10 protein-coding genes are annotated in these 12,323 nt (G+C 44.4%); all 10 read right to left on the reverse strand.

Annotated features, from left to right (window positions below):
* The 10 genes from lgt to LCL89_RS11385 all read right to left on the reverse strand — a co-directional run bounded on the left by lgt (position 1) and on the right by LCL89_RS11385 (position 12,037).
* Positions 1-834 carry a prolipoprotein diacylglyceryl transferase gene (gene lgt, locus LCL89_RS11340; protein WP_224810187.1) on the reverse strand — a complete coding sequence of 278 codons (834 nt, stop codon included), beginning with the start codon at positions 832-834 and terminating at the stop codon, positions 1-3.
* 15 nt (positions 835-849) lie between these two features.
* Positions 850-1,782: an HPr(Ser) kinase/phosphatase gene (gene hprK / locus LCL89_RS11345; RefSeq protein ID WP_224810188.1), complete on the reverse strand. Its 933-nt coding sequence runs from the start codon at positions 1,780-1,782 to the stop codon at positions 850-852.
* Positions 1,783-2,265: 483 nt separating this feature from the next.
* On the reverse strand, positions 2,266-2,436 hold the full coding sequence (locus LCL89_RS11350; RefSeq protein ID WP_224810189.1) for a hypothetical protein: 171 nt from the start codon (positions 2,434-2,436) through the stop codon (positions 2,266-2,268).
* 12 nt (positions 2,437-2,448) lie between these two features.
* Positions 2,449-2,799, reverse strand: a complete 351-nt coding sequence (locus tag LCL89_RS11355) for a phage holin family protein (RefSeq protein WP_224810190.1) — start codon at positions 2,797-2,799, stop codon at positions 2,449-2,451.
* 73 nt (positions 2,800-2,872) lie between these two features.
* Positions 2,873-3,895, reverse strand: coding sequence for a DUF4097 family beta strand repeat-containing protein (locus tag LCL89_RS11360; protein ID WP_224810191.1), 1,023 nt, complete (start codon positions 3,893-3,895; stop codon positions 2,873-2,875).
* A gap of 108 nt (positions 3,896-4,003) precedes the next feature.
* Entirely contained in the window at positions 4,004-4,663 is a 660-nt protein-coding gene (bshB2, locus tag LCL89_RS11365; RefSeq protein WP_224810192.1) for a bacillithiol biosynthesis deacetylase BshB2, read from the reverse strand.
* A complete protein-coding gene (locus LCL89_RS11370; RefSeq protein ID WP_197317516.1) occupies positions 4,656-5,027 on the reverse strand; it encodes a YojF family protein in 372 nt (123 codons plus the stop codon). The genes bshB2 and LCL89_RS11370 overlap by 8 nt, the downstream gene beginning before the upstream one ends.
* A 67-nt stretch (positions 5,028-5,094) precedes the next feature.
* Entirely contained in the window at positions 5,095-7,971 is a 2,877-nt protein-coding gene (gene uvrA, locus LCL89_RS11375; protein WP_224810193.1) for an excinuclease ABC subunit UvrA, read from the reverse strand.
* A 7-nt stretch (positions 7,972-7,978) separates the two neighbouring features.
* On the reverse strand, positions 7,979-9,958 hold the full coding sequence (uvrB, locus tag LCL89_RS11380) for an excinuclease ABC subunit UvrB (protein ID WP_197317514.1): 1,980 nt from the start codon (positions 9,956-9,958) through the stop codon (positions 7,979-7,981).
* Positions 9,959-10,453: 495 nt separating this feature from the next.
* On the reverse strand, positions 10,454-12,037 hold the full coding sequence (locus LCL89_RS11385) for a peptide chain release factor 3 (RefSeq protein WP_197317513.1): 1,584 nt from the start codon (positions 12,035-12,037) through the stop codon (positions 10,454-10,456).
* Positions 12,038-12,323: the final 286 nt, after the last annotated feature.

A 12,323-nucleotide genomic window follows, 5' to 3' on the forward strand; every position in this document is an offset into this window, starting at 1 on the left:
CTATTTTACTTTCTTTCCGTCATAATATTTATCTGCCATTCCAGTCTTACGGCGATAAATCATGACAGCGATCGCTAAGACGACAAGAACGATCGATATGAATTGAGCCGTGCGGATCTCTCCAAATAGATAAAGGCTGTCAGTCCGCATTCCTTCTATGAAGAATCGACCGACGGAATACCAAATGACATAACTCAAGAATACTTCTCCGCGGCGAGGGTTGAACTTATGTCTCAGAATCAACAAGAAAATGAAACCTAGAATGTTCCATACGGATTCATATAAGAACGTGGGGTGATATAACGTTCCTCCGATACACATTTGCTGATTGATAAATCCAGGCAGATACTGCATGAAATTATTATAGAACGCTTCAGATACCGGCCCGCCGTGGGCTTCTTGGTTCATGAAGTTTCCCCACCGACCGATCGCCTGACCAAGGATGATACTTGGCGCAGCTATATCGGTAATCATCCAAAAGGACAAGCCTTTAAGTTTCGTATACAAGTAAGCGGTCAACACGGAACCGATCAATGCTCCGTGGATAGCGATACCGCCTTCCCAGACGGCAAACACTTTCCACCAAGGTCCGCCGACATAACGTTCCCATTCAAAAATGACATAATACAATCGTGCGAAGATGATAGCCGCCGGAATAGCATAGACGACAATATCGACCATATAATCTTTTTTCAAACCTAGACGTTCTGTTTCCTTCGTTGCGATCAACAGCCCCAAAAAGGCCCCTGTCGCGATGATCAGGCCGTACCAATATATAGATAAAGGACCAAGTTGAAGGAATACACGGTCTAAGGACTCTGCCGTACAACTCATGTTGAAAATTCCTCCTTACTCTTTCAATTGGTCCTGATCGATGACGTTCGTCAAACGTTCAGAAAATTCTTCTGCGGCATTGACTCCCATTCTTTTCAAGCGGAAATTCATCGCCGCCACTTCTATGATGACAGCCAAGTTCCGACCTGGACGGACCGGGATGGTGGCTTTCGGTACTTCAACGTCCATGATCTTCATAGTTTCTTCCTCAAGTCCTAAACGATCATATTGTTTCTGTTTATCCCATAATTCCAAGTTGATGACTAGCGTGATCCGCTTATAACTTCGAACGGCTCCAGCACCGAAGAGAGTCATGACGTTAATGATGCCTAATCCGCGAATTTCAAGCAAGTGCTCGATAAGCGGGGGGCTGTTTCCGATTAAAGTATCATAATCCTCCTGGCGAATTTCAACGCTGTCATCAGCGACAAGGCGGTGTCCACGTTTTACAAGTTCAAGTGCAGTTTCACTTTTACCCACACCACTTTGACCGGTAATCAATACACCTATCCCGTAGATGTCGACCAAAACACCGTGAATCGCTGTGAAAGGAGCAAATTTGGACTCCAAATAGTTCGTCAGACGGCTTATGACTCTCGTCGTTTTATATGGGGAAAGCATCAATGGAACCCCTGCTTCTTTCGCTGCTGTGTGCAGCTCTACTGGAATATCCATCCCCCGTGTGATAACGATTCCCGGCGTCACATCCGTACACAGTTTCTCAGCACGATCCTGCCTCTGCTCCTGGTTCAGTTCATTGAAGTAGGAAAGCTCTGTTTTTCCTAACAGCTGAAGACGATCTTTCGGGTAAAATTTGAAATACCCCGTCATCTCGACACCAGGGCGAGATATATCGCTCGTATGTATTTCACGGTGAATACCATCTTCACCTGCAATCAATTCCAATTTGAATTGTTCTAATAAATCTTCGGTGCGAACCTTACTCATGTGGTACCACGACCTCCTTATAATTCCTTCAATTCCTGCCCCCTATTGTAGCATGTTTTTACTATCCATGGACATACGAGGGATTACAGCCGCTATTATAGTTGGAATCAGAGGTTAGAGGAGTGTGTGAATGATGCCTTATTTTAGTTTGGGATTATTTATATATAGGCTCTGATATGGATTGGAGTTTTGCTTTTTTTCATGTGAGCTCATATCAGCTTTTTGTCCTAAAATTTGTATGAGGCAGCCTTGGGAATGAGACTCGTGTTCGATGGAATCTCTTCAACGTCTCCCAGACGATTCCTTCATCCTATAGAAGTATTCCTTTGAACAAAGTACGGGCTTAGAGGGATGGAAAAGTCATATACCTTTATAAAAAGAAGTCCGTTACACCAACTGGGAAAGGGAGGGAAGGGAAAACAGGTAGACTCCTGCGGGAAAAAGGAACAAGGTGAGACCCCGGAGAACGAAGTTCGAGGAGACTCAAGCGTCCCCCATGGAAAGCGGACTGTTTTCCCTTCCCTCCCATACTCTTAGCAAAGAACGGACCGAAACCACAATTCCCGACGGGTGGACCATCAAAATATCAACACCAGACTTTAACAGAGACTGAACATAAAAAGCCTGCACAAGTTCAATGACTTGCACAGGCATTCGTGTTTGTGCTTATTTCATATCTTTGATCAGGCTGTTCAATACAAGGTTGATCAGGGCAATGATGATGGCGGCGACGAAAGCCATTCCAAACCCGTCAATGTTAAATGTGCTGCCGAGAAGAAGGTCTGTTAACACGAGAGTGATCGCGTTGATGACCAGCAGGAACAACCCAAGGGAAAGAATCGTAATCGGCAGTGTTAAAATAACGAGAATAGGACGGACAATTGCATTCAAAATGGAAAGAATGAAACCTGCCAGCAATGCTCCCACCACACCATCGATTTGAACGGCTTCAAACAACGCACCGACGGCTATGATGGCAATAGCATTGACTATGATATGCATCAGCCAGTTTTTCATAGTATCCCCTCTTTCTATTACAGTGTTTTACCTGAAAAAGAAGACATCCTCCCCCCTGCTGTCAATCACTCAATTACAATGCCCGCTTGACGGTCACGGTACCGGTTTTAGTTTCTGCCTCGACGTGGAAGCTTTCTCCAAACTCCTCGAAGGCTTCGAACTCAAGCTTCTTATTCACTACTTCGTTTTTATCACTTAAAATCTTATAGTTATCCAGCTGGCAGTCGATTTTTCCAATACTGGAACGCAGCACACCATCGATCTGCTTATGTTTCGGCAGCGTGATGTCTACACTTCCAGTGCCCGTTTTATAAAAACCTGTATGAGCACGCCCTCCTGTATGCTCGACTACGATGCTGCCGCTGATAGCGGATGCGTCACTTTTACCATATTCACCTCGTAACGTTATAGAACCGTTTACGGTATCTGTTTCACACGTATCAAACTTTCCTTCTGTCACCCGGACAGCTCCATTGACTGTTCCTATCTTACAACTTTCTCCATTCACAGATTCCAGCTGCACTTTGCCGTTCGCCGTTTTGAGATGCATGTGATCCGCTTTGACATTTCTCATATCCAAGCTTCCATTGGAAAGTTTCATTTTAATAAAATCATAGTACTTTTCAGGAATGTATAAGTGGATATTCGTCTTGATTTTTTTAGACGGACTTGCAATACGGAGTAAATCTCCTTTAACTTCAAATTGATTATCTGCTAAAAACCTCTCTCTAGCCTCTTCCTCGTTTTCCACTTGGTAAGCTTTGATGTCGTAGACCGCTTTCAGGTGCGATTCACCCCAGGACTCTATTTTTGCTCCACCATTAGCTATTGAAAGATCGATGTCTTTAAAATCTACATCTTCTGTTTCTGTTTCATAGGTAAACTCCACATAATCACCGAAGGATAAGTCAAAGTCCGCGTTCCTGATTTTTTCAACCGCATCTTCTAAAAAATTTCTGATGCCATAGGTTTTCTTATCACTCTTCGCAGGTTCAGACTTCTCTTTATCCAATGAATCTAAAAGTCTGCTTCCTTCTTCGGCAGATATTGTCCCTTCTTCAATCATCTTAAGTACTCTCATGCGTTCTTCATTCATAAAGCATCCACTCCTTTATCTATTAATACAGCTTTCCCGTTGGTAAGGTTTCAAAAACTATAAAAAAACACCTCAAGAAGGTGTGTCCTTCTCAAGGTGTCGTAGAAATTACTGTTTAAATCGATACTTGTAGAACCGCTCTTTCTTCAACCGTTCCAACTGTTCGGACTGTTGGTCTGTACTTTGAATTAAACTCATCATCCCATCCGCTTGAGATAAATGGGCTTTAATCGCAGCCAGCTTACGGTCCCAGTACGGCTCGATATCATATACAATATCCGGTTCGCCTATTTCTTCTTCATGATCGTTTGAAATTGCATGCATCCAAACTTCCGGCCTATCATCCGAATCCATTTGACGGACAGCTTCTACAACTGCAGCTCCGAGAGCATCATGATCAGGGTGAACTGCATACCCAGGGTAATGGGTGATGACCGTAGTCGCTTTATACTCGGATATTTTCCGTTTCAAATGGTCCGCCATCTGAGCGACCGGTTCAAATTCAAGGGTTTTGTCACGATAGCCGAGATACTCGACATCGATATCCAGCTGCTTTGCTGCTTCTGCCAATTCTTTTTTACGGAATGAAGAAAGGGTTTCACGGTTGGCGAATACAGGATTCCCCATATTCCTTCCCATTTCTCCCAGTGTTCCGCATAAGTAAGTGACAGGAACTCCTTCATCTCTGAACTTGGTGATTGTACCTGATGCGCCGAATGATTCATCGTCTGGATGTGGAAAAATGACCAGGACGTGTTGATTACTCATGGACATCAGCCTCATTGGAAAATGGTGTTTCACTGATTTCCAAAGCCACCATCAACCGGCCTTCACGATCATGCCCTGCCATCAACAAACGATCCTTATCATCAATTTCGAAGTCCGTAACACCTTCCGCATAGACCCATCCAAGATCGAGCTTCAAGCCTACACGGTAGGAGCCACCGGTACTTACGATTTTTCCATGCTGGTAACGGACCTTGGCATTGCGGATGAATGCACCGACGTTATAAGCATTTTCATTGAAATGGCTGGCGTATGCGCCATTCGTTGTTTCTAAGTGTACGTACACATCTTTATCTGCAAAGTCATTGATTTTATTTTGCACGATTTCTTGTTCGATTGCTTTCACTAACAATTCCTCCCGTCAAACATTTCTTGTTTAACGATACTGAATAGGCTGCCCAGCGTCAAAACATTTACTTATTGGTCACTTTCTGCTTGGATTGCAGCTTCTTCTCCATCCGTTTCCTGTCCCGTTCTAAGACAGGTTTTAAATACTTGCCTGTATAGGAACGAGATTCTTCTGCGACTTCTTCCGGCGTGCCGCATGCGATGATCTGTCCGCCATTTTCTCCGCCTTCCGGGCCGAGGTCCACAATATGGTCTGCCTCTTTGATGACATCCAGGTTGTGTTCGATGATGAGTACGGAATCTCCATTTTCGACTAAACGCTGCAGTACTTTCAGCAGACGGGATATATCATCTACGTGAAGACCAGTCGTCGGCTCATCCAGGATATAGAAGGATTTACCATTAGACCTGCGATGTAGTTCACTGGCAAGTTTCACCCTCTGAGCCTCTCCTCCGGACAGGGTTGTAGCCGGCTGCCCCAACTTGATATATTCAAGGCCTACATCTGCAACTGTCTGTAGTTTGCGCTTGATCTTAGGAATATTTGCAAAGAAATTCAAAGCTTCCTCGATCGTCATCTCCAAAACATCGGAAATGCTCTTGTTTTTGTATTTGACTTCTAATGTTTCACGATTGTATCGTTTTCCGTCACAAACTTCACAAGGCACATAGACATCAGGGAGGAAGTGCATTTCAATCTTGATGATTCCATCTCCCCGGCAGGCTTCACAGCGTCCGCCTTTGACGTTGAAACTGAAGCGCCCTTTTTTATATCCACGGATTTTAGCTTCATTCGTCTGTGCAAATACATCGCGGATATCATCAAACACACCCGTATAAGTTGCCGGATTGGAACGGGGAGTACGGCCGATCGGAGACTGATCGATATCGATGACTTTATCCAAATGTTCAATTCCTTCGATCGTTTCATGTTTCCCGGGCTTCTGTTTTCCTTTATGAAGCTTCATTGAAAGAGATTTGTATAAGATTTCATTAATCAAGGTACTTTTTCCTGATCCGGAAACCCCTGTCACAGCGGTGAACACGCCTAAAGGTATTTGGGCATCGACTTTTTTCAGGTTGTTTTCTTCCGCTTTCTTGATTTCCAAATAGCGCCCGTCAGGCTTTCTTCGTTCCGCCGGAAGCGGAATGAACTTTTTACCTGATAAATATTGTCCTGTAAGCGACTTTTTACTCTTCATGACCTGTTTTGGAGTTCCTTGAGTGACGATATCTCCACCATGGGCACCAGCGCCCGGACCAATATCAATGAGATAATCGGCAGCTAGCATCGTATCTTCGTCATGCTCGACGACAATCAAAGTGTTGTCCAAGTCTCTCATTCGTTTAAGCGTATTGATGAGGCGGTCGTTATCCCGCTGGTGTAAACCGATGGAAGGCTCATCCAATACGTAAAGAACGCCTGTCAATGCAGAGCCGATTTGAGTCGCAAGGCGAATCCGCTGCGCCTCACCACCAGAAAGCGTTCCTGCCGATCTGGAAAGCGTCAAATAATCCAGTCCGACATTGGCAAGAAAACTCAAACGTTCGCAAATTTCTTTTAGAATCATTCGGGCAATGGTCTCTTCTTTTTCCGTCAGTTCGAGGCTTTCAAAGAATTCTTTCGCTTCCGTCACAGAGTAATCTGTAGTGATTCCGATATGCTTTCCGTTGATCAACACCGCTAATGCTTCTTCATTCAAGCGGTTGCCTTTACATTTCGGGCACGGCTTCTGAGCCATGTATTTTTCCATTTGCTCCCGAATATAATCAGAACTTGTTTCACGGTATCGACGGGAGATGTTCGGGATTACACCTTCGAAGAAGATTTCATTTTCCCTTACCTTTCCGAAGTCATTCTCATATCGGAAATGGATTTTTTCATCTCCGCTTCCGTACAAAACGCGCTCCATATGCTCTTTAGGCAGGTCTTTGATCGGACAGTTCATATCAATGCCGTAATGGTTGGCGACGCTCTGCAGCAGCTGAGGATAGTACTGGGAACTTGCCGGCTCCCACGCCGCAATCGCGTTTTCCTTCAGTGACTTATTCCAATCAGGGATGACGAGGTCGATGTCCACTTCCAGCTGAGTACCCAGTCCGTCACAGCGGCTGCAGGCACCATAGGGACTGTTGAAAGAAAACATCCGAGGTTCCAGTTCGCTTACGGAAAAGCCACAGATCGGACATGCATGGTGTTCACTGAACATGAGTTCTTCTTCACCGATGACATCGACAATTGTATGACCACCGCCTAATTTCAACGCCGTTTCAACAGAATCAGACAAGCGACCCTCGACGCCTTCTTTAACGACAATTCGATCCACGACCACTTCAATGGAATGTTTTTTATTCTTATCAAGCGTTATTTCCTCGGAAATTTCGCGCATTTCACCATTCACACGAAGTCGGATATACCCTTCTTTTTGCAGCTGTTCGAATACACGGGCATGCTCGCCTTTTCGACCTGAAACGACAGGTGCTAAAATTTGCAGCTTCGTCCGTTCCGGATATTCCATGACACGGTCGACCATCTGCTGAACCGTTTGAGAGCTGATTTCAATTCCGTGTTTCGGGCATGTCGGGCGGCCGATACGCGCAAATAAAAGTCGCAGGTAATCATAAATTTCGGTGACCGTCCCGACAGTGGATCTCGGGTTTCGGCTGGTTGTTTTTTGATCGATTGAAATGGCTGGGGAAAGTCCTTCAATCGAATCGACATCCGGCTTATCCATCTGTCCTAAAAATTGTCTCGCATATGCACTGAGGGACTCGACATAACGTCGCTGTCCTTCCGCATAAATCGTATCGAAGGCCAGAGATGATTTACCCGAGCCTGATAAACCGGTCATGACAACCAGTTTATTCTTAGGAATATCAATGTCGATATTTTTCAAGTTATGAGCCCGGGCACCTCTGATGCTTATGTTTTTGCTAGCCATACTGAAATCATCCCTCCGCTTTTAATTCCAATAAGATATCTCGTAATTCTGCCGCACGCTCGAAATCCAGGTCGCGCGCCGCTTGCTTCATTTCTGTTTCCATATTGTCGATCAGTTCCTGACGCTCTTTCTTCGTCATTTCTGATGGTTTCTTACCTGTATCGTAAACTTCTTCTTCTTCAGCAGCTGCTGTTGCTTTGATGACATCCCTGACTTCCTTCTTGATCGTCTTCGGCGTGATGCCATGCTCTTCATTGTAGGCGATTTGTTTTTCTCGTCGTCTGTATGTTTCGTCGATGGCATACTGCATAGAATCCGTCATCTTATCTGCATACATGATGACTCGGCCATTTTCGTTACGTGCAGCACGTCCGATCGTTTGAATAAGTGAGCGGCTTGAACGAAGAAAACCTTCTTTATCCGCATCCAAAATGGACACTAAAGAAACTTCAGGAATATCAAGGCCTTCTCTTAGCAGGTTGATTCCGACAAGTACATCATACTTGCCGACACGAAGATCGCGGATGATCTCGATTCGTTCAAGAGTCTTGATTTCTGAGTGCAGATACGCCACTTTGATTCCGAGGTCTTTCAAATATGCAGTAAGATCTTCGGACATCTTTTTCGTCAATGTCGTAACAAGGACTCTTTCTCCTTTGTCTTTCCGCTTATGAATTTCCCCTACTAAATCATCCACCTGTCCCTGGATCGGCCTTACGTCTATTTCAGGATCAAGCAGCCCTGTCGGACGGATGATCTGTTCTGTCATATAAGGCGTATGCTCCAGTTCATATGGTCCTGGTGTAGCGGACACGAACGCCGCTTGATTGATTTTCTTCTCAAACTCAGGAAATTGAAGCGGACGGTTGTCCAAAGCTGAAGGCAGACGGAAACCATGATCGATCAAGACCTGCTTGCGGGCACGGTCGCCGTTGTACATTCCACGAACCTGCGGAAGTGTAACGTGCGATTCATCCACCATCATTAAGAAATCATCAGGAAAATAATCAAGCAGTGTATAAGGAGTTGCTCCCTCTTCACGGAAAGTGAGATGGCGTGAATAGTTCTCGATTCCAGAACAGAATCCCATTTCACGCATCATTTCCAAATCATAATTGGTCCGCTGTTCCAACCGCTGAGCTTCCAATAGTTTATTTTGGTCTTTCAATTCTTTAAGACGTTCATTCAATTCTATTTCTATATTTCTGATCGCTTTTTTCATTTTTTCTTCTCGGGTGACGAAGTGAGAGGCCGGGAATATCGCTACATGTTCACGATCCCCTACAATCTCACCTGTCAGTACATCAATCTCACGGATACGATCGATTTCATCTCCGAAGAATTCCACACGAATGGCGTGCTCTTCACGTGAGGCCGGTATGATTTCTACTGAATCTCCCCGGACCCTGAACGTTCCACGCTGAAAGTCGATGTCATTCCGTGCATATTGGATATCGACAAGATTTCTTAATAGTTCATCACGATCTTTTTCCATTCCCATACGTATAGAAAGGACTTGACTGCGGTATTCGTCTGGAGAACCCAATCCATAAATACAAGAAACACTCGCCACGATAATCACATCATTCCGTTCAAATAATGCAGATGTAGCCGAGTGTCTTAATTTATCGATTTCATCATTGATGCTTGCATCTTTTTCTATGAATGTATCTGAAGAAGGCACATATGCCTCCGGCTGATAGTAGTCGTAGTAACTCACAAAATACTCGACAGCATTGTTCGGGAAAAATTCTTTGAATTCACTATAAAGCTGTCCGGCCAGTGTCTTGTTATGGGCAATGATCAATGTCGGTTTGTTTACTTGTTGAATCACGTTCGACATCGTAAACGTCTTACCCGTACCTGTAGCACCGAGTAAAGTCTGATACCTTTCTCCACGGTTGATTCCATCAACCAGCTCTTTAATCGCTTTAGGCTGATCTCCCTGGGGAGAGTAGGACGATACTAATTCAAACTTATTCTCCACGACGAAAACCTCCGTTCCTTACTTATCAAGAATAGTTTACCACAATATACTACCATTCTAACATCAAACGAACAAACATTCGGTTTCACTGATTTATCGAAGAGAAGATGGATTACGAAAGAGTGCATTTTTAAAGTGAGATTGTTTCCTTTTCCCTGGTTAGGAGCAGGAGGTCCGGGAAATCACTCGCTTTCCGTGGGCATGTGGTGAGCTTCCTCATGCTTCCGCCTTCCGGGATCTCACCGACCATTTTCATCCCACAGGAGTCTCGCAACTTCCCGGACCTCCTTTCATTAGTCAGAAGAACGGAAACACAGTGGCTCTAACACCACCTAAAAATTATACTCCCACCCTAGAATGTTGGCTGATTAGTAATACTTGGTAAAAGTCATTAGAAGCAAGATCACCCCGTTGTAGAAGGTTGTCTTTTAGGCTGACACTTGACTGTTGAGTGCAAAAAAACCACTACAATACATGTAGTGGTTTCTGTAATTCTTATTCGAATGTCTGGTTATATTGATTGACCTCGAACAAGTCCGTCAATTCAATATCTGGGTTTTTGTCTTGGAACCAACGCAGGGAGAAGTCGTTCTTGAACAAGACAAGAGGGTTTCCTTCACGGTCCTGAACAAGCATATTCCGCTCATCGAATAACGTTTCATCCACTTGGTCTTCTTTTAACCAGCGTGGGATACGCTCCCCGATCGATGTCAATTCGACATCAACGTTGTACTCATTCTTCATTCGATACTCAAACACTTCATATTGAAGTTCACCGACAGCACCGATGATGTAATCTTCAAAACGGTAACGCTTGAATAACTGGATCGCACCTTCTTGAACAAGCTGCTCCAACCCTTTTTTGAACTGCTTGGATTTCATGACGTTCTTTGCAGTGACCTTTTTGAATAGTTCAGGCGGGAACTGTGGCAGCTCATCATATTCAAAATTCGATTTGCCGGTTACGATCGTATCGCCGATCCTGTAAACGTTCGGATCATAAATTCCGATGATATCTCCGGCATAGCCTTCTTCCACTGTTCCACGGGAAGAAGCGACGAACTGTTGCGACTGAGCCAGTTTAAACGATTTTCCTGTCCGGGACAGTGTCACGTTCATTCCACGTTCGAACTTTCCTGAACACACACGAACAAAGGCGATACGGTCGCGGTGCTGAGGGTTCATGTTCGCTTGGATCTTGAAAATGAATCCTGAAAATTCTTCGTGATCCGGGGACACGACACCTTCTGTGGATTTACGTGGAGCCGGTTCAGGCGCCATATCAATGAATGTATTAAAGAAAGTTTCCACTCCGAATGGAGCCAGGGCACTACCGAAGAAGACCGGCGTCTGATCTCCTTTCAACACTTTATCCATTGAGAAGTTGTCTCCTGCTTCCTCCAGAAGTTCCATCTCTTCTTGTGCTTCTACGAAACTTGCATCTTCAGTGATTTCTGGATGCTGATCAAGTTCATCATAAGGAATATACGTTTCCTCTTCATTTCCTGAGAAGTGTACGAACTCCTTATTATTACGGTCGAATACTCCACGGAAACGTTTCCCCATTCCTGCTGGCCAAGTCATAGGATACGTTTCAATATTCAGTGTCTCTTCGATTTCTTCCATCAAGCTGAACGGGTCCCGTCCTTCACGGTCCATTTTGTTGATGAATGTGAAAATCGGAATGCCACGCATCTTACAAACTTTGAAAAGTTTCAACGTTTGAGCTTCGATCCCTTTTGTTCCATCGATGACCATGACCACACTATCGACAGCCGTCAACGTACGGTACGTATCTTCACTGAAATCTTCGTGCCCCGGTGTATCTAAGATGTTGACTTGATATCCTTTATAGGGAAAATTCATAACACTTGACGTAACGGAAATTCCACGCTGCTTCTCAATCTCCATCCAGTCAGATGTAGCGAACTTGCCTGATTTTTTTCCTTTGACTGTACCTGCTGAACGAATCAAGTTACCGAACAACAGCATTTTTTCAGTCATTGTCGTTTTTCCGGCATCCGGGTGGGAAATGATTGCGAACGTCCGGCGTTTTTGCATTTCTTCTTGTATACTCATCGTCATATCCTCCATTTTTCATGTTCGTTCGGTTTGCTTTTTTAAAGGTAGGATATACGCCTACATTGGACTTCTGCCTCCTATTGCAGCTTTATCCTTTTATTAAGTAAGGATCTCATAAATGGATAGAGCCATAAAAAAATCGCTCATCAGATGAGCGGTCGACCTCGAACATAAACTCATACTTTGAAAGTTAGCATACCCATGCGGTAAAATCAATCTAAAATGAATCGGTGCAGCAGACAAAAGGTGTGACAAAATTAGGTAAATATCGCCTTTTCAAACC

It is taken from the genome of Halobacillus yeomjeoni, assembly GCF_020171525.1.
Lineage (GTDB): Bacteria > Bacillota > Bacilli > Bacillales > Halobacillaceae > Halobacillus > Halobacillus yeomjeoni.